Consider the following 21,922-nt stretch of genomic DNA (forward strand, 5'->3'; position numbering starts at 1 on the left):
GCTGACGCTCAAGGAGCCGGGCATGGTGCTGCATCGCGTGCATCACCAGATCCTGCGCAGCCACCACCTGTTCGAGCCGTTGAACGAGGAAGAACTCGACGTGTTGATGGGCAGCAGCCAGTTGCTCAGTGTCGACAAGGGTGAGCCGCTGTTCCGCCAGGGCGAACCGGCCGATGCGTTTTACTTTGTGATTGCCGGCGCGGTGAAGATCTACCGCCTGACCCCGGACGGCCAGGAGAAGGTCTTCGAAGTCATCGGCGAGCGCCAGACCTTCGCCGAAGCCATGATGCTGATGGACACCCCCAACTATGTGGCCTGTGCCGAAGCCGTGTGCCCCACCCAGTTGTATCGCTTGTCCAACGCCACCTACATGCGCCTGCTGCAGAGCAACAGCCGCCTGACCTTCGCCCTGCTCGGCAAGTTGTGCGTGCGCCTGCACCAGCGCGTCAACGAGATCGAAACCCTCTCGCTGAAAAACGCCACCCACCGCGTGGTGCGTTACCTGCTGACCCAGCTGATGCACTTGCACAGCACTGACAGCCGCTTCGAATTGCCCATGGCCAAGCAATTGATCGCCGGGCATTTGTCGATCCAGCCGGAGACGTTTTCGCGGATTATCCGCCGCCTGATCGACGAAAAGATCATCACCCAGGACGGTCGCCAGATCGCCATCCTCGATCGCCTGCGCCTGGAGCAGTTCGAGTGAAAACCTGCCTGTACTGCCAGCAGCGCCATGCCGACGCACGCCAGGAGTGCGCGCACTGCGGCATGGCACTGCCCGCTTCCAACACTCATGTACAAGCACGCCGGTTGCGGCGTTTCCAGTGGTTCTGCCTGGGCCTGGCGCTGTTTTGCATCGCAATGTTCTTCTGGTTGCCGCGCACCTTCTACTGACCTTCAGTCAACTGCCGATACAGCTGCGGCAGGCGCAACGGCAGTTGTTGCGGCTGGCGGATCAGGGTGTAGCCATGGGCGCCGAACATGTAGGGCAAGTAATCGCCGGCCTGTTTGTCGATCGTGATGCAGAACGGCACCAGGCCCTGGCGCCGCGCCTCTACCACGGCCTGGCGCGTGTCTTCGACGCCATAGCGCCCCTCATACAGGTCCAGGTCATTGGGTTTGCCATCGGTGAGCAGCAACAATAACTTGCGCCGCTGCTTGCAAGCGCCCAACAGTTGGGTGGCCTGGCGAATCGCGGCGCCCATGCGCGTGTAATAACCCGGCTTGAGCGCCTGGATGCAGCCACGGGTACGATCGTCATAGGCTTGCGCGAACGTCTTGAGCGGGTGCAGGCGCACATGCTGGCGGCGCAGGGACGAGAAACCATACAGCGCAAACGCATCCCCCAGCCCGGCCAGGCTCTCGCCAAACAGCAACAGGCTGTCGCGGATGACGTCGATGACCTTTTGCTCGTCGTTCAAATGCGCATCGGTGGACATCGACAGGTCCGCCAGCAACAGGCACGCCAGGTCGCGTCGGGTGCGCCGCTGCTCCTGGTACAAGCCCCGCTCGACGCAGTCGCCATGCTGGCGCTGCACATGGAAGTCCACCCAAGCCTGCAGGTCGAGTTCCGCGCCCTGGGGTTGCTGGCGCAGCCATTGGCGCTCGGTACGCAGCTGCTGGAACTGGCGACGCAAGCGCTGGGCCGGGCCACGCAGCCGCGCGGGCAAGGGTTGCGGCGCATCGGCACGCGGCTGCATCAGTTGCAGGTTGACGAAGCCCTCCTGCAAGCGTTGCTGACGGTAGTCCCACTCGGGCAACTTGATGCCTTCGCCGAGGGGGATGTCATCCACGTCGGCCGGCGGCAAATCGAGGTGCAACTTGAGGCCGCCACTTTTGCGCACGCGCTGGCGCGACAAGCTCAGTTGATCCAAGTCTTCGGCGACACGGGCGGCGTCGGGGTCCTCGCTCTCGTCGGCCCAGCGATCGAGGTCGACGTGTTCGCTCCAACTGAACAGGTTTTCCAGGCGCACCACCAGCAGGCCGCCGTCGCGGCTGTGGTCATCCACGCGGCTGGCGCGTTTGGGTGCGCCCTGTTGCTCGCCGGCCGGGGTGGCCAGGTCGTCGCCCTCGTCATCCAGGCCCACGGTCTGGGGCGCGTCCAGGTGCAACGGCGGGTACAGCCATAAGGGCAACGGCCAGGCGGCGCGCTCACTGCGCGGTAACTGGCGCACGCTGCCGGGTTCGCGCAGGGCCTTGCGCAGGGCTTTTTCCAGGGCGGCCTCGCCGGGCGTGAGGCTGGCGGGGTCGGGGCGCAATACCAGATGGGCCTCCACCAGGCGCTGATAGCTGGCCAGCATCGCCGGGTAGCGTTGCAGCACCAGCCAGGTCCAGCGTTGGTTGTCACGGGCCCAGTGGGTCATCGGCCCTGCATGCGCGGCCAGCAAGGCCAGCCAGCGGTACAACTCCAGGTTCAGCGCAACCGTGGGATACACCGCCAGGCTCGACGGCAGGCGCAGGCGGTTGCCATCGCAGGAGGCCAGTGGCGCCTGCTTGCAGGTACCGGCGATGCGCATCAGCAGGTTGCGGCGCAGCAGCAAGTCACGCTCGCTGGCGGCTTCCAGGGCGATCCCGCTGGCCCCGCCCAGGGCGCGAAACAGCATCGCCAGGCTCCGCTGGCGGTCGACCAGCTCGACCCGTGCCGCCGGGAAATCGGCACTGGCGCGGCGGGTGATAAAGCGATGCCAGGCACTGCCGACCCACTCTTCCAGCTCAAGGGTAAAGGCCATGGGGTTGGCTCCAACTAGTGGGGATGGGACGGGCACACCGCGATCCAAATGAGGGAGAGGGCATTGCCTCAATGCCAGTCAGTCAGGCTTTTTGTAGGAGCGAGCTTGCTCGCGAAGAACCTCAACGATAACGCGTGTTTCCTGAATCAACGCGGCGCCTGTGAGTTTTTCGCGAGCAAGCTCGCTCCTACAAAAAAGCCTTGACTGACTGGCGTTAGGGCAATGCCCCCTCCCACATCTGGACCGCGTTACCTTCAGTAGACGATCGGCACCGGTGCGCCCGCCATGCGGGCGCGTTGCCGGAAACTGAACAGGTAGCAAAGCAACCCGATCAGGAAGCCCACCCCACTGACCAACCGCGCCCAGAACAGCCCCTGCAAGTGCTCCACCGTGGCCATGAACGGCAAGGCCACTCCGTCCACCTGCCAGCGTTGCAACCAGACCTGCACGGCCCCGGCGGCGGTGAGGAACAGCGTGATCATCACCATGGACAACACCATCAGCCAGAACCCCCAGATCTCAAGCGTCTGCGAACGTGCGTCCGGCGCTTCACCGATACCCCGCAGGCGTGGCATGGCGTAGCTGATCAGCGTCATCACGATCATCGCGTAGGCCCCGAAGAACGCCAGGTGCCCGTGGGCCGCGGTGAGTTGAGTGCCGTGGGTGTAGAAGTTGACCGGTGCCAGGGTGTGCAGGAAACCCCATACCCCCGCGCCGAAGAACGCCGTGACCGTGGTGCCCTTGGCCCACAACGTGGCCGCGCGGTTGGGATGCTGGCGCCGACGCTGCTTGACCATGGTGAAGGCGAACATCACCATCGCCAGGAACGGCAGCGGCTCCAGGGCCGAGAAGATCGAACCGACCCACAACCACACCTCGGGCGCACCGATCCAGAAGAAGTGGTGACCGGTACCGATAATCCCGGTGATCAGGGCCATGGCGATGATCACATACAGCCATTTCTCCACCACTTCGCGGTCGACGCCGGTGACCTTGATCAGCACGAAAGCCAGCATCGAGCCCATGATCAGCTCCCACACGCCTTCGACCCAAAGATGCACCACCCACCACCAGTAGAACTTGTCTCGCGCCAGGTTGCCGGGGTTGTAGAACGAGAACAGGAAGAACACCGCCAGGCCGATCAGCCCGGTCATCATCACCATGCTGACGGTGGTCTTGCGCCCCTTGAGCAGGGTCATGCCGATGTTGTACAGGAAGCCCAGGCACACCACGACGATGCCCATCTTGGTAATGGTCGGTTGCTCCAGGAACTCACGGCCCATGGTCGGCAACAGCTCGTTATGGGTGAGCTTGGCCAACGCCGCGTACGGCACCAGCAGGTAGCCGAGAATGGTCAACACCCCGGCGGCGGCAAACACCCAGAACAGCACGATCGCCAGTTTCGGGCTGTGCAGCTCACGGTCAGCCTCCTCGGGCACCAGGTAATACGCCGCGCCCATAAAGCCGAACAGCAGCCAGACGATCAGCAGGTTGGTGTGGACCATCCGCGCCACGTTGAAGGGGATCAAAGGGAACAGAAAGTCACCGACCACGTATTGCAGGCCCATGATCAAACCGAACAGCACCTGGCCGAGAAACAGGATCAGGGCGAACACAAAGTACGGTTTGGCCACGGCCTGGGATTGGAATTTCAGGTATGGATTGGCACTGCGCATGGCTCAGCCCTCCTTGTTCGGTGGCCAGTTATTGGTATTGATCTTCGAGCTCCATTTGAGGAACTCGGCCATATCGTCCACCTCCTGGTCACTGAGATTGAATTGCGGCATGGCCCGCCGCCCCGGTACACCCAGGGGTTGCATCTTCATCCAGGCATGCAGGAACGGCTTGAACCCCTCCTCCCCGCCCCGGCGCTTGAACACATTGCCCAGCTCCGGCGCGAAATAAGCGCCCTCGCCCAACAGGGTGTGGCAGCCGACGCAGTTGTTGCGCTCCCAGACGCTCTTGCCACGTACGACGGAATCGGTGAGCAGGTCCTGATTGCTGCGGGAGGGAAAGGTTTGTTCGGTGTGGTAGGTCAGGGCCAGGAAAATCAGGAAGAAGAACACGCTTCCTCCGAAGTAGATATTCCTGGCCATGCCCTTGGTGAAGGTCTCTGACATGGTCGCTTCCTCATTGCTTGGCCAGGGGATGATAGGGAGGCGTGGGGGGAAAACCGCTTGATGGCGATCAAGAAATGTTGATGGTTTTGGTCGGGTATAGGGTTTGGGGGATAGTTGTTGCTGTGGTCGTGGCGGCTGGGGGGGGCGTGTACATATCCGTTTCTGCGGTAATGGCGGCTGGGGGGGCCGTGTACATATCCGTTTCTGTGGTAACGGCGGCTGGGGGGCCGTGTACATATCCGTTTCTGTGGTAACGGCGGCTGGCGGTTCCGCCCTTACGGCGGGTCACTTTTGGAAAAGAGAAAAGAGCCCCAAAAGTAACCAAAAAGGCTCTTGCCCCACCACTCGGCACCTCGCCTAGGCTCGGTGTGCCCTCACTCCGGCTTGAATCCGTGGGCCGCCGTCATGGGCCATCCCTGGCCCAGGACGGCTAACCCGGCGTCCTGCCGGGTTACCCACGGATTCAAGCCTGCGTTCGGCCAGCGTGGTTTAACGGGGCGCCTAAGATCAAGATCAAAAGCCAGAGCAAAGCCAGAGCAAAAGCAGAATGAGGTCTACCTGACCTATGGAGATCTCTGACCTGTGGAGATCCAAATGTGGGAGGGGGCTTGCCCTAATGCCGTTCAGTTAAGGCTTTTTTGTAGGAGCGAGCTTGCTCGCGAAAAACTCACAGGCGCCGCGTTCATTCAGGAGACACGCGTTATCGTTGACGTTTTTCGCGAGCAAGCTCGCTCCTACAAAAGGCGATGTACGCTTAACTGAACGGCATTAGGGCTTGCCCCCGATAGCGCCGGGTCAGTCAACAAATAAGTGACTGACACTCCCTCATCGGGGGCAAGCCCCCTCCCACATTCCCAACCGAGTACACCAGCTACAAATCCGGTCGGCTCGAAGGCCGCCGCGCTTTGGCTTTTGATCTTCGGCGCCCCGTTAAACCACGCTGGCCGAACGCAGGCTTTGGAGCGTGGGTAACCCGGCAGGACGCCGGGTTAGCCGTCCTGGGCCAGGGATGGCCCATGACGGCGGCCCACGCTCCAAAGCCTGCGTTCGGGCACACCGAGCCTAGGCGAGGTGCCGAGTGGTGGGGCACAGACCTTTTGGTTACTTTTGGCTGGGCCGGCATCCCGGGCGTTTGCCAAAAGTGACCCGCTGTAAGAGCGGAACCGCCAGTCGCCGTTACCGCAGAAATGGATATGTACTCAGTCAACCAGCCCATGTACTCATCACCACAGCAACCAATATCCCCCCCACTATCACCACCCCCCACCCCACCATCGCCAAACGCCACCCCCAAGGCCCATGCCGCAATTCCATAAACCCATCCACAATCACCCAGCCCTTCACCACCGCCAACCCCAGCACCACTCCCCACAGCCCAGACGCGCCAGTCAAGACCGTACCAACACTCAGCGCCACCAGCACCGCCCAACACACCACCACTCCCAGGGAACCTCCCATCCGCACCTCACCCAATCACATAGACCAACGGAAACAACACCACCCACACCAAATCCACCATGTGCCAATACAGCACCCCAGACTCCACCCCACTCAAGCCAGTGCCCGGATAAGCCCGCCGCCAACAACCCACCGCCACCCACCCGAGAATCACCATCCCCAGCAGCACATGCAGAAAATGAAACCCGGTCAGAATCCAATACAAAGTGAAGAAGGTGCTGTGCTCCAGCCCCAGCCCGGCGGCGGCCAGGTGGGCGTACTCGCCGAGTTTGATCCCCACGTACACCAGTGCCACCAGCAACGCGCCCACCAACAACGCGCCGCCCTCGCGCGAGCGCCCCAGACGTACGCGCTGCACAGCCAACGCCGCGAGCAAGCCCGTGGTCAGCAGGCTCAAGGTCATCGCCAATCCCGTCGAGGTATCCAGCTGCGCGCGCCCGTCAGCAAACACCTCGGGCTTGAGTACCTGGGTCACGGCGAATGCCAGGATCAGAATCGCAAACACCGACAGCTCAGCGAGGATAAAAAACCACATCGCCAGGTCACCTGGCAGCCGGCGCGGTTCAGGCGAAGTGCACATCCACCACGTCCATCAGCGCAGCCACGGTGAGGGGATCATCGCTCAGCGGTTCCGCCAGGCAGGCCAGGCACGCCTCGCGCGGGTTCATGCCGGCGCCGATCAGGCGTGCGGTGAAGATCAACAGGCGTGTGGACGCGACTTCTTCCAGGTCGTGCTGATCGAGGCGACGCAATGCCTGGCCAAGACGCACGATCTGGGCGGCGAGCGCTGCGTCCACGCCTGCCTCACGGGCGACGATGCGTTCCTCGTCGGCCACTGGCGGGTAGCCGAAACGCAAAGCGACGAAGCGCTGGCGCGTGCTGGGTTTCATGCCCTTGAGCAGGTTCTGGTAACCAGGGTTGTACGACACCACCAGCATGAACGACGACGGCGCCTTGAGCACTTCGCCGGTGCGTTCCAGGTAGAGCTCGCGACGCTCGTCGGCAATCGGGTGCAGCACCACGGCGGTGTCCTGGCGCGCCTCGACCACTTCGTCAAGGTAGCAAATACCGCCTTCGCGTACGGCGCGGGTCAGCGGGCCGTCCTGCCACCAGGTGCCATTGGCGCCGATCAGGTGGCGGCCGAGCAAGTCGGCGGCGCTCAGGTCGTCGTGGCAGGCCACGGTGTACAGCGGCAGGTTCAGGCGGTGCGCCATGTGCTGTACGAAACGGGTCTTGCCACAGCCGGTCGGGCCTTTGATCAGCACCGGCATGCGGTGGCGCCAGGCGTGTTCGAACAGCGGCTGTTCGTTATGCAGCGGTTGGTAGAAGGGCTCGGTCATCACGCGTACTCACAACGGGTTCGACTGCCACGCTAAGGGCCCCTGCGACAACCTGGCAAGCACGCGCACCGGCAAACTTGATCGCCGTCAAGCGAACATTGCGACGCGACACCCTAGTCTTGCCGGGCACTAAGAACCTGCGCTCTACCCTGCCTTCGCCGGGCATCGCAAAGGTCTTGCCTGAGGAGAAATGGAATGCTGACTCGCAACAGAAAAACCTGGGTATTGAGCCTCGCCAGCTTGAGCTGCGCCCTGGCCCTGGCCCTGCCGATCACGGCCCATGGCGACGCGGCGGCAGGCGTGGTGAAAACCACCGGCGCCCCCGATATGAGCCAGGCTGACTTCGACGCCTCCAAGCAGATTTACTTCGAGCGCTGCGCCGGTTGCCATGGGGTATTGCGCAAAGGCGCCACCGGCAAGCCGCTGACACCGGATATCACCCAGGCCCGTGGCCAGGCGTACCTGGAAGCGCTGATCACCTACGGCTCCCCCGCCGGCATGCCGAACTGGGGCACCTCCAACGCGCTGACCAAAGCGCAGATCAGCACCATGGCCACCTTCATCCAGCACACTGCGCCCACTCCGCCGGAATGGGGCATGGCCGAAACCCTCAAGACCTGGAAAGTGCTGATCAAACCGGAAGACCGTCCGAAAAAACAACTGAATAAACTCAACCTGCAAAACCTGTTTTCGGTGACCTTGCGCGACGACGGCAAGATCGCCCTGGTGGACGGTGACACCAAGCAGATCATCAAGCTGATCGACACCGGCTACGCCGTACATATCTCGCGTATCTCGGCTTCCGGTCGCTACCTGCTGGTGATCGGCCGCGACGCCAAGATCGACATGATCGACCTGTGGCCGCTGGAACCCACCAAAGTCGCCGAGATCAAGGTGGGCATCGAGGCCCGCTCGGTGGAGACCTCCAAGTTCAAGGGCTATGAGGACAAGTACGCGATTGCCGGTTCCTACTGGCCGCCGCAGTTCACCATCATGGACGGTGAAACCCTGGAGCCCAAGCAGATCGTGTCCACCCGCGGCATGACCGTGGACAAGCAGGAATATCACCCCGAGCCGCGCGTGGCGGCGATCATTGCCTCCCACGAATGGCCGGAATTCATCGTCAACATCAAGGAAACCGGCAAGGTGATGCTGGTCAATTACCAGGACATCAAGAACCTCACCATCACCACCATCGACGCCGCGCCGTTCCTGCATGACGGCGGCTGGGACAGCACGCACCGCTACTTCATGACGGCGGCGAACAACTCCAACAAGGTCGCGGTGATCGACTCCAAGGAGCGCAAGCTCACCGCCCTGGTGGACGTCGGCAAGACCCCGCACCCCGGCCGTGGCGCCAACTTCAACCACCCCAAATTCGGGCCGGTATGGGCCACCAGCCACTTGGGCGACGGCGGTATTTCGGTGATCGGCACCGACCCGGTCAAGCACCCGCAATATGCCTGGAAACAGGTGGAATCCCTCAAGGGCCAGGGCGGCGGTTCGCTGTTTATCAAGACCCACCCCAACTCCCATCACCTGTACGTCGACACCACCCTCAACCCTGACGCCAAGCTCAGCCAATCGGTCGCCGTGTTCGATATCAACCAGCTGGACAAAGGCTACACCGTGCTGCCGATTGCCGAGTATTCCGGGATCAAGCAAGGCGCCCTGCGCGTTGTGCAACCGGAATACAACAAGGCGGGCGATGAGGTGTGGTTCTCGGTATGGAACGGCCAGACCGAAGAGTCGGCGCTGGTGGTGATCGATGACAAGACCCTCAAGCTCAAGCAGGTGATCAAGGACAAGCGCCTGATCACCCCGACCGGAAAATTCAATGTCTACAACACCCAACACGACATTTATTGAGCCCCATCAACACGAGATCATCCAATGAAAAATACTCTCCTCGCACTGCTGGCGTGCACGGCGGCCATCGGCCTGCAACCGGCGCTGGCGCAAGACGGCCACGACCTGTTCAACAGCAAGCCCTGTGTGGGTTGCCACACCATCGACAGCAAACTGGTGGGGCCGGCCTTGAAGGATGTCGCGGCCAAGAATGCCGGGGTGAAAGACGCCGCCGCGACCCTGGCCAGCCACATCAAGAACGGCACCCAGGGCAACTGGGGGCCGATTCCGATGCCGCCGAACCAGGTCACCGATGACGAAGCCAAGGTGTTGGCCGATTGGGTCCTGACCTTGAAATAACCACAAGGAGCACGTCATGCACGCATCGATAATCGGTACCGCCATGGCGTTGTTCCTGCTGATGCCCGCGCGGGCAGCGGCCACCCCGGACGCTGCCCGCCTTGAACACCTGCTGACCCAGGACTGCGGCGCCTGCCATGGCCTGCACCTGACCGGTGGCCTGGGCCCGCCCCTCACCCCCCAGGCCCTCGCCGACCACAGTCGCGACAGCCTGATCGCCATTGTCACCTACGGCCGCCCTGCCCGCGCCATGCCCGGCTGGGGCCCACTGCTCAGTGCCGGCGATATCGCCTGGCTGGTCGACCGCCTCTTGCAAGGAAGCCCCGCACCATGATGCGTCCCGCCCTGTTATCCCTGTACCTGTTGCTCGGCGCCTGCACTCAGCCCACGTTGCGCGGCAGTGGCGACCTGGGCCTGGTGATCGAACGTGCCAGCGGCAGCGTGCAGATCATCGAAAGCACCGGCATGACCGAACTGGCGCGCATCGAGGGGCTGGGCGACCTGTCCCATGCCTCGGCGGTGTTTTCCCGCGACCAGCGTTTCGCCTATGTGTTTGCCCGCGACGGCGGTTTGACCAAGGTCGACCTGCTGACCCAGCGCATCGAGCGGCGCATCGTCCAGGGCGGCAACAGCATTGGTGGCGCCATCAGCCAGGATGGCCGCCTGATCGCCGTGTCCAACTATGTGCCGGGCGGGGTCAAGGTGTTCGACGCCGACACCTTGCAACAGGTCGCGGATATCCCCGCCACCGCCCTGCCCGACGGCAAGCGCTCACGGGTGGTGGGCCTGGTGGATGCGCCCGGCCAACGCTTCGTGTTCAGCCTGTTCGACACGGGCGAAATCTGGAGCGCTGACTTCAGCCACGGCAACAAGCCGCGCATCACCCGCTTCAAGGACATCGGCGAGCAACCCTATGACGCGCTGATCACCGCCGATGGCCGCTACTACATGGCCGGGCTGTTCGGTGAAGACGGCATGGCCCAGCTCGACCTGTGGCACCCCGAGCGCGGTGTACAGCGCGTGCTCAAGGACTACGGACGCGGCCAAGCCAAACTGCCGGTCTACAAGATGCCCCACCTGGAAGGCTGGGCCGTCGCCGACAACCAGGCCTTCGTACCCGCCGTGGGTCGCCACCAGGTGCTGGTGATGGACGCGCGCACCTGGCAGCAAACCGCCGCGATCGCGGTGGCCGGCCAACCGATTTTTGTCACCGCGCGCCCCGACGGGCGCCAGCTGTGGGTCAACTTCGCCTACCCGGATAACGACCGGGTGCAGGTGCTCGACAGCGAGACCCACCAGGTGGTCGCCGACCTGCGCCCTGGCCCCGGTGTGCTGCATATGGAATTCAGCGGGCGTGGCGAGCAACTGTGGCTGTCGGTGCGCGACGGCGAACAGGTGCAAGTGTGGGACCCGTACCGCCTGAACCTGCTGAAGACATTGCCGGCCCTGAGTCCCAGCGGCATTTTCTTCAGCCTCCGTGCGCAAAAAATGGGGTATTGAGATGGACCTTGATCGGCTCAGCCAACAATTGATCGAACGCTTCCAACACGGCATGCCTCTGTGTGCCGAGCCCTACCGGGAAATGGCCCAGGTGTTGGGTTGCCGCGAGGCCGAGGTGATGGCGTGCCTGCAACGCCTGGAACTGGCCGGCGCCCTGTCGCGCATCGGCCCGGTGTTCGAGCACACCCGCGCGGGGGCCAGCACCCTGGCGGCGCTGGCGGTACCCGTCGAACGCCTGGAGCAGGTGGCCCTGCGGATCAACCAATATCCGGAGGTCAACCACAACTATGCCCGCGACCATCACTACAACCTGTGGTTCGTGCTGACCGGGCCGCACCGCCAGCACCTGGAGCAAATCCTTGATGAGCTGGAGAAAGACACCGGCCTCACCCCGCTGGATTTGCCGATGCTCACCGCCTACCGCATCGACCTCGGGTTTTCCCTGGGAGAACACCCGTGATCACGCCGCTGACCCAGGAACAAATGCTCGACCTGCGCCAGTGCCTGGAGCGCGGTTTGCCTATCGTCACGCGGCCTTATGAAGACCTCGCCGAACAGATCGGCGCCCATCACGACCAGGTGCTGCAACAGATGCAGCAATGGCGCGACCAGGGCTTGTTTCGCCGCGTCGGCCTGGTGCTCAACCACCGCGCCCTGGGGTATGTGGCCAACGCGATGCTGGTGCTGGATGTGCCGGATGCGCTGGTCGATGAAGTCGGCCAGCGCCTGGGCCGCGCGCCGGGGGTGAACCTGTGTTACCAGCGCCCCCGGCGCCTGCCGCAGTGGCGCTACAACCTGTTCTGCATGGTCCACGGCCGCGAGCACCGCGCGGTCGAGGCGCAGATTCACGCGCTGCTGGAGCAGCAGCTGCTCAGCGACCTGCCCTATCAACTGCTGTTCAGCACGCGCGCCTTCAAGCAATGCGGCGGACGTTTTGCCCCACCCCCTTCGCAGGTATGGGCCCATGGATGATCTTGACCGACGCCTGATCAATCGCCTGCAACTCGGCTTGCCGCTGGTGCGCGAACCTTGGCAGCAGGTGGCCGCCGAACTGCACAGCCGCCCCGGTGAAGTGCTCGACCGCCTGCATGATTTGCTCGAAGACGGCGTGCTTACGCGCTTCGGCCCTATGTTCGATATCGAGCGCCTCGGCGGCGCCTTCACCCTGGCCGCGCTGGCCGTACCCGAGGCGCGCTTTGACGCCGTCGCCGAGCAGCTCAACGCCCTGCCCCAGGTCGCCCACAACTACCGCCGCGAGCACCGCTGGAACATGTGGTTCGTGCTCGCCTGCGCCACCGAGACGGAGTTGGCCGCCACCCTGTCGCGCATCGAGGCCCTGACCGGGTTGTCGGTGCTCAACCTGCCGAAGGAGCACACCTACCATGTCGGTCTGTATTTCCCGGTCTGACACCCCCCTGGCCCTGCGCCTGGTCGCCCTCACCCAAGGCGGCCTGCCGCTGGTGGAAGACCCGTGGGCCTGGCTCGCCGAGCAGTTGGGCATCAGCGTCGAATCGACCCTCGACCTGCTCAAGCGCCTGCAGGCCGAAGGCGCGATCCGACGTATCGCGGCGGTGCCCAACCACTATCGCCTGGGCTATCGGCATAACGGCATGACGGTCTGGGACGTACTCGACACGCAACTGCCGCGCCTGGGTCAACTGCTCGGTGCGCAGCCGTTTGTCAGCCATTGCTACCGGCGTCCGCGCCGCCCCGGCTGGCCCTACAACCTGTTCGCCATGGTGCATGGGCGCAGCCGTGAGGAAATCGACAGCTACCGCGAACACCTGCGGTTCCTGCTGGGGGATGCCTGCCGCGCCGACGAGATGCTGGTGAGCAGCCGCATCCTGAAAAAAACCGGCCTGCGCCTGCCGCCGGCCCACTCGTAGGAGCGCCCCATGCTGCGGATCAGTCAGTACTTGCGTACCCTCGCCGGCCAATGCCCGCCACCCCGTACATCGCCGCCCGGCAGCGATCGGCCGCCGGTGGTGATCTGGAACCTGCTGCGGCGCTGTAACCTCACCTGCAAACACTGTTACGCCACCAGCGCCGACAGTGTGTTCCGCAATGAACTGGACACCCCGGCGGCCCTTCAGGTCATCGATGATCTGCAGGCCGCCGGGGTGCGTGTGTTGATCCTGTCCGGCGGCGAACCCATGCTGCGCGAGGACCTGTTCCAGCTCAGCGCCTATGCCCGCGACAAAGGTTTTTTCGTGGCGCTGTCGACGAACGGCACGTTGATCGATGAGCACACTATCCAGCAGGTTGCCGACGCGCAGTTCGACTATGTGGGCATCAGCATCGATGGCCTGGAGGCGACCCACGACGCCTTTCGCCAATTGCACGGCAGTTTCCAGCGCTCGATGCACGCCATCCGCCTGTGCCGCGAGGCCGGGATTCGCGTGGGCCTGCGCACCACCCTGACCCAGGACAACCACGCGCAGTTGCCGCAGCTGCTGGCGCTGATGCGCACGTACGATGTGCAGAAGTTCTACCTGTCGCACCTCAACTACAGCGGGCGTGGCAAGCGCAGCCGCCAGTTGGACGCGCACCGGCAGATGAGCCGCGAGGCCATGCGGTTGATTTTCCAACAGGCCTGGAGCGATATCGAAAACGGTATCGACAGTGACTTCGTCAGCGGCAACAACGACGCCGACGCCGTGCTGTTGCTGCAATGGGTCCACCAGCATCTGCCCCAACACTACCCCCAGCTGGAGCACCTGCTGCACAACTGGGGCGGCAATGCCTCCGGCAGCGGCATCGCCAATATCGACAACACGGGCGAGGTGCACCCCGACACCTACTGGTGGCAGCACTCGGTGGGCAATGTGCGCAACACCACCTTCCGCCAACTCTGGCTGGACCAGCCCGATCCGTTGCTGCTGCGCCTGCGCGAACACCCGCGTGCCATCGGTGGGCGTTGTGCCAAGTGCCATTGGTTGCCGATCTGCAACGGCAATACGCGCACCCGCGCCTGGGCCGACGGCGACCTCTGGGGCCCGGACCCCGGCTGCCACCTCAGTGACGCCGAGATCGCCCAGCGGCCCTCCCCCTGATCCCTGGCGCGACCACCCGGTGACACAACCGGGGGCGCTGCCTACCTGATGAAGAACCAAGGACGTCTCATGCACACTTCAACCGCCCTACCTGCCAGTTTGCACAGCCCCTTCCACCCCGGCGAAGTCGCGTTGGTGGGCGCCGGCCCCGGTGACCCGCGCCTGTTGACCCTGCGTGCCTGGAGCTTGTTGATGCAGGCCGATGCCGTGGTGTTCGACCGCCTGGTCAGCGCCGAGCTGCTGAGCCTGATCCCGCTGACCTGCGCGCGCCACTATGTGGGCAAGGCCAGCGGCTGTCACAGCCTGCCCCAGGACCAGCTCAACGAACTGCTCGCCGACCTGGCCGACCAGGGGCAACGGGTCGTGCGCCTCAAGGGCGGCGACCCCTTTATCTTCGGGCGCGGTGCCGAAGAGCTGGAATACCTGCTGGCGCGGGGCATTCCTTGCCAGGTGGTGCCGGGTATTACCGCGGCGTCCGGGTGCAGCGCCTATGCCGGCATCCCGTTGACCCACCGCGACCTGGTCAACTCCTGCCGCTTCGTCACCGGGCACCTGCAACGCGACGGTGCCTTGAAATTGCCCTGGGCCAGCCTGGCAGAGCCGAGCCAGACGCTGGTGTTCTACATGGGCCTGTCCAATCTGGCGCTGATCGCCGAACACCTGGTTGCGGCGGGTTTACCGGGGGACACACCCGCGGCGCTGATCAGCAATGGTGCCCGCGCCGACCAGCACGTGGCCCGTGGCACCCTGCGCCAGTTACCGACCCTGGCCGCCGACTGCGAGCCCGGGGTGCCGACCCTGACCGTGATTGGCCATGTGGTCAACCTGTTCGCCGACACCGCCCTGCACTTCCCCGCCAGCCTGACCCCGGCCCGTGAAGCGGTGGCGGTATGAAACGCCTGCTGCTGGTGCCGCTGCTCTGGGCCTCGGCCGCCCACGGAACGCCGGCCGAGGACTACCAACGCCTCTGCGCAGGCTGCCACGGCCTCAACCGCATCGGCGCCAGCGGCCCGGCGTTGCTCCCGGAAAGCCTGGGGCGGATCAAGCCGGAGGAAGTGCGCAAGGTCATCGAACAAGGCCGCCCCGCCAGCCAGATGGCCGCGTTCGCGCCACAGCTGAGTGCGGCACAGATCGACGGCCTGGCGAGCTTGCTGCAACAGCCGCCCGATTCGCCGGTGAGCTGGGATGAGCAGGCTATCCGTAGCAGCCACACGGTATTGGCGGATGTGAGCCGCTTGCCCACCACACCGCAACATCACGCCGACCCGCTCAACCTGTTCGTGGTGGTGGAGTCGGGCGACCATCACATCGACATTCTCGACGGTGACACCTTTACCGTGCTGGACCGCTTCCCCACCCATTTTGCGGTGCACGGCGGGCCAAAATTCTCCCCCGACGGGCGTTTTGTGTACTTCGCCTCGCGCGACGGCTGGATCAGCCAATATGACCTGCACAACCTCAAGCTGATCGCCGAAATCCGCGTCGGGCTCAATACCCGCAACCTGGCGGTGAGCAAGGACGGGCGCTGGGTGCTGGCGGGCAACTACCTGCCGGGCAACCTGGTGCTGCTGGATGCGCGCGACCTGTCCCTGGTCAAGACGCTGGACACAGCCTCCCGCGTCAGCGCGGTCTACACCGCGCCGCCGCGCAACAGCTTTATCGTGGCGCTCAAGGACGTGAACGAAGTCTGGGAGTTGTCCTATGCCGCCGCCCAGCCCAGCTTCGAACCCCGGCGCATCCAGGCCCAGGACGTGCTCGATGACTTTTCCTTCTCCCCGGATTACCGCCAACTGGTGGCCACCTCACGCAAAGCCGGGGGCGGCCAGGTGATTGACCTGGACAGCGGTCGGGTGGTCACCGATATCCCGCTGTCCGGCATGCCGCACCTGGGTTCCGGGACGTATTGGCAACGCAATGGCCAGTGGGTATTTGCCACGCCGAATATCAGCAAGGGGCAAATCTCGGTGATCGACCTCAAGACCTGGACACTGATCAAACAGATCCCCACCCTCGGGCCAGGCTTTTTCATGCGCAGCCACGTGAACTCGCGCTATGTGTGGAGCGACGTGTTCTTCGGGCCGGACAACGATGCGATCCACCTGATCGACAAGCAGACCCTGGAGATCGCCCACACCCTGCGGCCGATGCCAGGCAAGACCGCGGCCCACGTGGAATTCACCCGGGATGGCCGCTACCTGCTGCTGAGTATCTGGGCCACCGACGGCGCGTTGATCGTGTATGACAGCCAGACGCTGAAGGAGATCAAGCGCATCCCGATGAACAAACCTTCGGGCAAGTACAACGTGGGGAACAAGGTGGAGTTTGCCGAAGGCACATCACATTGAGCCATGGTGTTCAAAGACTGCCTCCTCCCACACTTAACCGAGTACAGCAGGCACAACTTCGGTCGGTTCCAGGGCGGCAAAAGACAGAGCAAAAGCAGACTCAGGTCTACCTGATAGATACAGATCCAAATGTGGGAGGGGCGGTGCGACGATTCGACTTGCCCCCGATAGCGCCGGGTCAGTTAACAACTAAGTGACTGACACTCACTCATCGGGGGCAAGCCCCCTCCCACATTTTTTACCGAGTACACCAGGCACAACTCCGGTCGGTTCCAAGGCCGCAAAAGACAGAGCAAAAGCAGACTCAGGTCTACCTGATGGATGCAGATCCAAATGTGGGAGGGGCGGTGCGACGATTCGACTTGCCCCCGATGGCGCCGGGTCAGTTAACCAATAAGTGGCTGACACTCCCTCATCGGGGGCAAGCCCCCTCCCACATTTTTTATCGAGTACACCAGGCACAACTCCGATCGCCGCGACAGCACTTAGCTCAAACCGTGCGGGAGAACTGGCCTTTGTGTGCGCCGCCGAGGTAGGCGTCGAAGGCCATGGCTACGCTGCGCACCATCAATTGGCCCTTGGGCAACAGTTGCAGTGCATCGTGCTGGATCAGCAACAGCCCATCTTCCACCTGCTCATCCAGTTGTGTCATGGCCTCGGCAAAATACTCGTTGAACCGAATGCCATGGGCGGCTTCGACCCGGGCGAAATCGACGCGGCCGTCACACATCAGGCCATTGATCACCTCGCGGCGCAGCACGTCATCGGGGTTGAGCCGATAACCGCGCTGTACCGGGAGCATGCCCGCATCGATTCGCGCGTAGTACTGGGACAGTTCCTTGACGCTCTGGCTGTAGCTGTCACCCACCTTGCCGATGGCGGATACACCCAGGCCGATCAGGTCGCAATCGGCATGGGTGGAGTAGCCCTGGAAGTTGCGTTGCAGGCTGCCATTGGCGCGGGCCAATGCCAGCTCATCGTCGGGCAAGGCAAAATGGTCCATGCCGATGTAGACGTAACCGGCCTCGGTAAGGCGGCGGATGGTCAGTTCCAACAGTTCCAGCTTGCGCGTCGGGGGTGGCATGTCTTCGGGGCGGATCATGCGCTGGGCGCGGATCTGGCTGGGCAGGTGCGCGTAGCTGTAGGCCGCCACCCGGTCAGGGCGCAGGGCGATCAGTTTGCTCAGGGTCACATCGAAACTGGCCACGGTTTGCAGGGGCAAGCCGTAGATCAGGTCGACACTCACGGACTTGAAGCGCGCCTCGCGGGCCGCCGCCACCAGTTGCACGATCTGCGCTTCGCTTTGCTGGCGATTGACCGCTGCCTGCACGTCGGGGTCGAAGTCCTGAACGCCGAAGCTCAGGCGATTGAAACCCAGGCGACGCAGGGTGTCGATCCGTTCGACGCTGATGGTGCGTGGGTCCACCTCTATGGAGAACTCATGGGCGTCACTGTCATCCAGGGTGAAATGTTGCCCCAGGCAGTCCATCAGCTCAGCCAGTTGCGCGTCGTCCAGGTAGGTCGGCGTACCGCCCCCCAGGTGCAACTGGGTCAAGCGCCGGGAGCGCTCGAACAACGCGCCTTGCATCTGGATCTCGCGCTTGAGGTAGCCCAGGTACTCCACGGCGCGGTGGGTCTTGCGCGTGATGATCTTGTGGCAGCCGCAGTAGTAGCAAAGGCTCTGGCAGAACGGGATATGGATATACACCGATAACGCCTTGGGCGCGGCCACCCGGTGGCTGGCGCGCACCGCCTGGTGATAGTCATCCAGGGCAAAGGCACTGTTGAATTGCGGTGCGGTGGGGTACGAGGTGTAGCGCGGCCCGGGTCGGTCGTATTTGTGTACCAGGGCGCGGTCGAATTCAAAGGCTGTCATGGTCGATCACCTCGTCATTGGCACTGACCGGGGTAGCGAGCACGGCGCGTTCGAACAACGCGCAGATGCCATCCACGTGCGGCAGGCCGGCCGGCAGCAGCCAAATGAATGTCGGCGACAGCTCGATCAGGCCGTCGCGGTGCAAGGCTTCCAGCAACGGCCACAGGTTGGCGAAATAGCGCGCGAACACCAGGCCGTAGCGATGCTCCACCGCGCGGATATCCAACTCAAGGTCACAGGCCAGGCGTTCGGCGACGTGCAGGCGCACCGGGTCGGCGGTCTCGCGAAACCAGCCGCGGCTCGTGGCGAGCTGGCCATTACCCAACTGTTCGCGGTACTGGCGAGGATCGGTGGTGTTCTGCGCACACAAGGTGTCGATCTGGCTGATGGCGCCCAGGCCGAAACCAACATGGTCGCAATAACCGTGCAGGGTAAAACCTTCGCAGTTACGGCTCAGGCGCCCGCGCTCCTGGGCCTGCTTGAGGTCATCGTCGGCGCGGGCGAACTGGCCCAGGCCGATGTAGTGATAGCCCGCGGCGGCCAGGTGCTCAAAGCTGCTGCGGCGCATGGCGCTCTTGTCTGCTTCGCTGCAGAACGGCTGGAGGCGCTGGGCTTGATAGCGTGAAGGCGCGTGGGCGTAATCGAACACCTGCAAGCGGTCCGGCTCCAGGGTGATCAGGCTGGCGAGTTTCTGCTCGAAACTCGCCGGGGTCTGCCAGGCATGCCCATAACCGAGGTCGATGTTGACCGAGCGAAAACCGAAGGTGCGCGCCGCATCGACCAACGATTCGATGGGCGCCGGGTCCTGGTACCGCGCCTGGGGCAAAGGCCCTTCGCGATTGGCGTCCGGCACGCCGATGCTGGCGTGGTTGAAGCCCAGCTCGCGCAGCAGGCCCATGGTGGCCCAGTCCATGTGCCAAGGGTCGAGGTCGATGCGGTAGTCACCCCGGTCGTGGTCGAGGAAGTTGAAGCGCTCATGCAACTGCGCCATCAACGCTTGCAACTGCGCCAGCGCCGGGGTGGTGCCGCGCAGGTGAAAGTGATCAACCGGCTGGCGCGCGCCGAGCTGGCAACCCATCAGTTGGATTTCCTGGGTCAGGCTGTGCAGGTAGTCATCGCCTGGGTCGCTCGCCGGCCAGTGCAGGTTCAACGCCAGCGGCCGTTGGCGCTGGCGGCTGTCACGCAAGGCGCGCAACAGGTCCAGGGAGCCGACACCGGCATGGAAGCGCCGGGTGTCCGTCTGGCAGGCCAGGTCCAACACGCCTTGATCGTGACGAAAGCGGGAGGGATGAAGGTGGGTGCGCATGACAGACTCCGGTACGGGCGACGGTGAGCCATTGTCCGGTGCGACCTGGTTGCGCACCTTGATATGCATCAAGGTCGCAGGCCCGTACGTCTACCAGCTCAGGTAAAACATACTCTTGGCCAGCAGCACGATCGCGACCATGTGCGCGAACAGGCTCAGATGCACCCAGCGGCTATAGCGCGCACTGACGGTGCCCAGGCGCATCCGCGCCATCGTCACCAGAAAGTGCAGGAGCACACTGGCGGCCAGGATCAGCTTGAGGGTCAGCAATGTGCCAAAGGCAGACGCCAACGGTGCCGACAGCACCGGCAGATAACGCAGCCAGACCATGCCGAGCCCGGCACCGAACAGCACCAAGAGCACCCACGGCATCAACACCCGGGCGCGCCGGGCGACACCCTGCTCCACCAGCACCATCACCCGAATCGGCAGGTGCCGGTGCAGGTGCCCCAGGATCAGCACCTCGAAAAACACCGTGCCGATAAAGATCAGCGCGGCGAACAGGTGGGCCAATAGCAACAGGAGGTAAAGCATGGAGGCCTCGCAGAGGGACCGGCCGTGGGGAGCCCAGTGTGCGCGAGGGTGAATGACACGGCCTTGATACCGATCAAGCGTTGCGCCTGGGTGCCCTACATCAGCGGGATGCTGTAGCTGACGATCAGGCGCGTCTCATCCTTGTCGGGTGTGTCATTGCCGCGCAATACCGCGCTGCGCCAGGTCAGGCCCAGGCCTTTGAACGTCCCCACGGGGATCACGTAGTCGACGCGCAAATCGCGCTCCCACTCACTGTTGTCGCGACGCGCCGCGCGGATGTTGCTGCCGTGGATATAGGTCACGCTCGACTTCAGCCCCGGAATGCCCAGGCCGGTAAAGTCGTAGGTGTAGTTGCCCACCGTGGCCTGTTCGCCGGCATTGACGAACTTCAGCGACTGGGCGTTGGTGATCAGGTACAGCGAACGGCCCTGGCCCTGGTTGATGTGGGGAAAATCACTTTCGCCAGTGGTCTTTTGATAGCCCAGGCCCACGGAGTGCCCGTGCAAGCCATAGGTCAACATTGCGCTCCACAGGCGGTTGTCGACCTTGCCGGAATTGACGCCCGCCCCGTAGTACCCCGAACTGACATAGCCTTCGCCACGCCCGGCGGCGCTGGCATTCTTGCCGTCGGCCGTGCTGTAGAAATAGCGCAGGTCGGTCTTGAGCTGCCCCACCGGCAACTGCCAGTTATGGATCAGGCCCAGGAAGTGCTGCTGGTAAAAGTTCTCCAGGCTGGCGTAGTAGTACTGCACTTGCAGTTGTTTGCTGACGGCGTAATCCGCCCCGCCGTAGTAGAACTGGTTGCTGAACTTGCCCTTGGCCGGGTCATTGGCCCCGGCGATGGACATGCCCTGGCCGTTGCTGGAGTTGCGGTCCAGCACCTGCTCCATTTTACCGGCGACCAGGTTGAAGTCCTTGAGGTCCTTGGAGTCGACCTGATAGCCACGGAAGGTCTGCGGCAACAGCCGGCCGTCTTCGGTCGTCAGCACGGGCAACTTGGGCAGCAGCGTGCCGGCCTTGAACTGGGTCTGTGAGATACGCATCTTGCCGGTGGCGCCGGTCTTGCTGAAGTCGTTGGCGGCCTTGCCATCGGACAGTGGGAATACGCTGCCGGGGGTGTTGTCTTCACCGGCCTTGCCGGCGCGGCCCGAGGCATCCAGGCGCAGGCCGTACATGGCTTGCAGGTCAAGGCCCAAGCCTACTGGCCCGTCGGTAAAACCGGACTGGTAGTTGAACATGAACGCCTGGCCCCACTCCTTATCGGAGGGCGCCTTGGCGTTACGGGTGTCCTGGTTGTAATAGAAGTTGCGCAGGTCGAGGGTGGCTTTGCTGTCATCGATAAAACCCGATGCAGCAGCCTGTTGCGCCGCGCCGAGGGAAACGGCGAGCGCCAGGCAAGTGGTGTGTTTCATGAAGGCTCCGGGAAGTCATTGAGGCAACCCCGTCACAGCCC

The 21,922-nt window shown here is 63.5% G+C and carries 23 protein-coding genes; 13 read left to right on the plus strand and 10 right to left on the minus strand.

Annotated elements, in window-relative coordinates:
* Nucleotides 1–22: 22 nt before the first annotated feature.
* Both P2T68_RS21835 and P2T68_RS21840 read left to right on the plus strand, forming a co-directional pair.
* The gene (locus tag P2T68_RS21835; RefSeq protein WP_041160915.1) at nt 23–706 is read left to right on the plus strand and encodes a Crp/Fnr family transcriptional regulator; all 684 of its coding nucleotides are present in this window, start codon (nt 23–25) and stop codon (nt 704–706) included.
* The gene (locus P2T68_RS21840; RefSeq protein ID WP_150054808.1) at nt 703–894 is read left to right on the plus strand and encodes a protein DnrP; all 192 of its coding nucleotides are present in this window, start codon (nt 703–705) and stop codon (nt 892–894) included. Before P2T68_RS21835 ends, P2T68_RS21840 begins: the two co-directional genes overlap by 4 nt.
* On the opposite strand, the gene P2T68_RS21845 is transcribed toward P2T68_RS21840, so the two are convergent.
* The 6 genes from P2T68_RS21845 to P2T68_RS21870 all read right to left on the minus strand — a co-directional run bounded on the left by P2T68_RS21845 (nt 888) and on the right by P2T68_RS21870 (nt 7,647).
* Nucleotides 888–2,729 (minus strand): VWA domain-containing protein, encoded by a 1,842-nt coding sequence (locus P2T68_RS21845; protein ID WP_277378267.1) that lies wholly within the window; start codon nt 2,727–2,729, stop codon nt 888–890. The genes P2T68_RS21840 and P2T68_RS21845 overlap by 7 nt on opposite strands.
* Before the next feature lie 254 nt (nt 2,730–2,983).
* Nucleotides 2,984–4,405: a cbb3-type cytochrome c oxidase subunit I gene (locus P2T68_RS21850; protein WP_024075003.1), complete on the minus strand. Its 1,422-nt coding sequence runs from the start codon at nt 4,403–4,405 to the stop codon at nt 2,984–2,986.
* A gap of 3 nt (nt 4,406–4,408) precedes the next feature.
* A complete protein-coding gene (locus P2T68_RS21855) occupies nt 4,409–4,849 on the minus strand; it encodes a cytochrome c (protein WP_024075002.1) in 441 nt (146 codons plus the stop codon).
* A gap of 1,203 nt (nt 4,850–6,052) precedes the next feature.
* Nucleotides 6,053–6,307, minus strand: coding sequence for a cytochrome C oxidase subunit IV family protein (locus P2T68_RS21860; protein WP_024075001.1), 255 nt, complete (start codon nt 6,305–6,307; stop codon nt 6,053–6,055).
* 7 nt (nt 6,308–6,314) lie between these two features.
* Nucleotides 6,315–6,887, minus strand: a complete 573-nt coding sequence (locus P2T68_RS21865; RefSeq protein ID WP_069076381.1) for a cytochrome c oxidase subunit 3 — start codon at nt 6,885–6,887, stop codon at nt 6,315–6,317.
* Nucleotides 6,871–7,647, minus strand: a complete 777-nt coding sequence (locus tag P2T68_RS21870) for a CbbQ/NirQ/NorQ/GpvN family protein (RefSeq protein WP_069076382.1) — start codon at nt 7,645–7,647, stop codon at nt 6,871–6,873. The genes P2T68_RS21865 and P2T68_RS21870 overlap by 17 nt, the downstream gene beginning before the upstream one ends.
* A 327-nt stretch (nt 7,648–7,974) precedes the next feature.
* Here P2T68_RS21870 and nirS point away from each other — a divergent pair, with 327 nt between their 5' ends.
* The 11 genes from nirS (at nt 7,975) to P2T68_RS21925 (ending at nt 16,753) form a co-directional block, all read left to right on the plus strand.
* Entirely contained in the window at nt 7,975–9,516 is a 1,542-nt protein-coding gene (gene nirS, locus P2T68_RS21875; RefSeq protein ID WP_277379769.1) for a nitrite reductase, read from the plus strand.
* Between the two features lie 24 nt (nt 9,517–9,540).
* Nucleotides 9,541–9,855, plus strand: a complete 315-nt coding sequence (locus tag P2T68_RS21880) for a c-type cytochrome (protein ID WP_024074997.1) — start codon at nt 9,541–9,543, stop codon at nt 9,853–9,855.
* A 16-nt stretch (nt 9,856–9,871) separates the two neighbouring features.
* Nucleotides 9,872–10,189 (plus strand): cytochrome c, encoded by a 318-nt coding sequence (locus tag P2T68_RS21885; RefSeq protein ID WP_277378268.1) that lies wholly within the window; start codon nt 9,872–9,874, stop codon nt 10,187–10,189.
* On the plus strand, nt 10,186–11,355 hold the full coding sequence (locus tag P2T68_RS21890; protein ID WP_277378269.1) for a cytochrome D1 domain-containing protein: 1,170 nt from the start codon (nt 10,186–10,188) through the stop codon (nt 11,353–11,355). The genes P2T68_RS21885 and P2T68_RS21890 overlap by 4 nt, the downstream gene beginning before the upstream one ends.
* Before the next feature lies 1 nt (nt 11,356).
* The gene (locus P2T68_RS21895; protein ID WP_024074994.1) at nt 11,357–11,815 is read left to right on the plus strand and encodes an Lrp/AsnC family transcriptional regulator; all 459 of its coding nucleotides are present in this window, start codon (nt 11,357–11,359) and stop codon (nt 11,813–11,815) included.
* Nucleotides 11,812–12,327, plus strand: a complete 516-nt coding sequence (locus P2T68_RS21900; RefSeq protein WP_150055272.1) for an Lrp/AsnC family transcriptional regulator — start codon at nt 11,812–11,814, stop codon at nt 12,325–12,327. Before P2T68_RS21895 ends, P2T68_RS21900 begins: the two co-directional genes overlap by 4 nt.
* The gene (locus P2T68_RS21905) at nt 12,320–12,763 is read left to right on the plus strand and encodes an AsnC family transcriptional regulator (RefSeq protein ID WP_024074992.1); all 444 of its coding nucleotides are present in this window, start codon (nt 12,320–12,322) and stop codon (nt 12,761–12,763) included. Before P2T68_RS21900 ends, P2T68_RS21905 begins: the two co-directional genes overlap by 8 nt.
* The gene (locus P2T68_RS21910; protein ID WP_150055271.1) at nt 12,738–13,241 is read left to right on the plus strand and encodes an Lrp/AsnC family transcriptional regulator; all 504 of its coding nucleotides are present in this window, start codon (nt 12,738–12,740) and stop codon (nt 13,239–13,241) included. The genes P2T68_RS21905 and P2T68_RS21910 overlap by 26 nt, the downstream gene beginning before the upstream one ends.
* A 9-nt stretch (nt 13,242–13,250) precedes the next feature.
* Entirely contained in the window at nt 13,251–14,408 is a 1,158-nt protein-coding gene (nirJ, locus tag P2T68_RS21915; RefSeq protein WP_024074990.1) for a heme d1 biosynthesis radical SAM protein NirJ, read from the plus strand.
* A gap of 69 nt (nt 14,409–14,477) precedes the next feature.
* A complete protein-coding gene (cobA, locus tag P2T68_RS21920) occupies nt 14,478–15,302 on the plus strand; it encodes a uroporphyrinogen-III C-methyltransferase (RefSeq protein WP_024074989.1) in 825 nt (274 codons plus the stop codon).
* Nucleotides 15,299–16,753 (plus strand): nitrite reductase, encoded by a 1,455-nt coding sequence (locus P2T68_RS21925; protein ID WP_102625672.1) that lies wholly within the window; start codon nt 15,299–15,301, stop codon nt 16,751–16,753. Before cobA ends, P2T68_RS21925 begins: the two co-directional genes overlap by 4 nt.
* Before the next feature lie 490 nt (nt 16,754–17,243).
* Here the strand turns inward: P2T68_RS21925 and hemN are convergent, their stop codons facing one another.
* The 4 genes from hemN to P2T68_RS21945 form a co-directional block, all read right to left on the minus strand.
* A complete protein-coding gene (hemN, locus tag P2T68_RS21930; RefSeq protein ID WP_024074987.1) occupies nt 17,244–18,629 on the minus strand; it encodes an oxygen-independent coproporphyrinogen III oxidase in 1,386 nt (461 codons plus the stop codon).
* Nucleotides 18,616–19,935 carry a coproporphyrinogen III oxidase gene (locus P2T68_RS21935; RefSeq protein ID WP_150053788.1) on the minus strand — a complete coding sequence of 440 codons (1,320 nt, stop codon included), beginning with the start codon at nt 19,933–19,935 and terminating at the stop codon, nt 18,616–18,618. The genes hemN and P2T68_RS21935 overlap by 14 nt, the downstream gene beginning before the upstream one ends.
* A gap of 90 nt (nt 19,936–20,025) precedes the next feature.
* Nucleotides 20,026–20,469, minus strand: coding sequence for a hypothetical protein (locus tag P2T68_RS21940; RefSeq protein ID WP_168233625.1), 444 nt, complete (start codon nt 20,467–20,469; stop codon nt 20,026–20,028).
* A 95-nt stretch (nt 20,470–20,564) separates the two neighbouring features.
* On the minus strand, nt 20,565–21,881 hold the full coding sequence (locus P2T68_RS21945; protein ID WP_024074984.1) for an OprD family outer membrane porin: 1,317 nt from the start codon (nt 21,879–21,881) through the stop codon (nt 20,565–20,567).
* Nucleotides 21,882–21,922: the final 41 nt, after the last annotated feature.

It is taken from the genome of Pseudomonas sp. G11 (assembly GCF_029457515.1).
Classification (GTDB): domain Bacteria; phylum Pseudomonadota; class Gammaproteobacteria; order Pseudomonadales; family Pseudomonadaceae; genus Aquipseudomonas; species Aquipseudomonas gorinensis.

Coding starts and splice junctions, on each gene's coding strand:
- P2T68_RS21835 (WP_041160915.1), top strand. CDS start 23: ATGGTGCTGCATCGCGTGCATCACCAGATCCTGCGCAGCCACCACCTG.
- P2T68_RS21845 (WP_277378267.1), bottom strand. CDS start 2,729: ATGGCCTTTACCCTTGAGCTGGAAGAGTGGGTCGGCAGTGCCTGGCAT.
- P2T68_RS21850 (WP_024075003.1), bottom strand. CDS start 4,405: ATGCGCAGTGCCAATCCATACCTGAAATTCCAATCCCAGGCCGTGGCC.
- P2T68_RS21855 (WP_024075002.1), bottom strand. CDS start 4,849: ATGTCAGAGACCTTCACCAAGGGCATGGCCAGGAATATCTACTTCGGA.
- P2T68_RS21860 (WP_024075001.1), bottom strand. CDS start 6,307: ATGGGAGGTTCCCTGGGAGTGGTGGTGTGTTGGGCGGTGCTGGTGGCG.
- P2T68_RS21865 (WP_069076381.1), bottom strand. CDS start 6,887: ATGTGCACTTCGCCTGAACCGCGCCGGCTGCCAGGTGACCTGGCGATG.
- P2T68_RS21870 (WP_069076382.1), bottom strand. CDS start 7,647: ATGACCGAGCCCTTCTACCAACCGCTGCATAACGAACAGCCGCTGTTC.
- nirS (WP_277379769.1), top strand. CDS start 7,975: ATGAGCCAGGCTGACTTCGACGCCTCCAAGCAGATTTACTTCGAGCGC.
- P2T68_RS21880 (WP_024074997.1), top strand. CDS start 9,541: ATGAAAAATACTCTCCTCGCACTGCTGGCGTGCACGGCGGCCATCGGC.
- P2T68_RS21885 (WP_277378268.1), top strand. CDS start 9,872: ATGCACGCATCGATAATCGGTACCGCCATGGCGTTGTTCCTGCTGATG.
- P2T68_RS21890 (WP_277378269.1), top strand. CDS start 10,186: ATGATGCGTCCCGCCCTGTTATCCCTGTACCTGTTGCTCGGCGCCTGC.
- P2T68_RS21895 (WP_024074994.1), top strand. CDS start 11,357: ATGGACCTTGATCGGCTCAGCCAACAATTGATCGAACGCTTCCAACAC.
- P2T68_RS21905 (WP_024074992.1), top strand. CDS start 12,320: ATGGATGATCTTGACCGACGCCTGATCAATCGCCTGCAACTCGGCTTG.
- P2T68_RS21910 (WP_150055271.1), top strand. CDS start 12,738: ATGTCGGTCTGTATTTCCCGGTCTGACACCCCCCTGGCCCTGCGCCTG.
- nirJ (WP_024074990.1), top strand. CDS start 13,251: ATGCTGCGGATCAGTCAGTACTTGCGTACCCTCGCCGGCCAATGCCCG.
- cobA (WP_024074989.1), top strand. CDS start 14,478: ATGCACACTTCAACCGCCCTACCTGCCAGTTTGCACAGCCCCTTCCAC.
- P2T68_RS21925 (WP_102625672.1), top strand. CDS start 15,299: ATGAAACGCCTGCTGCTGGTGCCGCTGCTCTGGGCCTCGGCCGCCCAC.
- hemN (WP_024074987.1), bottom strand. CDS start 18,629: ATGACAGCCTTTGAATTCGACCGCGCCCTGGTACACAAATACGACCGA.
- P2T68_RS21935 (WP_150053788.1), bottom strand. CDS start 19,935: ATGCGCACCCACCTTCATCCCTCCCGCTTTCGTCACGATCAAGGCGTG.
- P2T68_RS21940 (WP_168233625.1), bottom strand. CDS start 20,469: ATGCTTTACCTCCTGTTGCTATTGGCCCACCTGTTCGCCGCGCTGATC.
- P2T68_RS21945 (WP_024074984.1), bottom strand. CDS start 21,881: ATGAAACACACCACTTGCCTGGCGCTCGCCGTTTCCCTCGGCGCGGCG.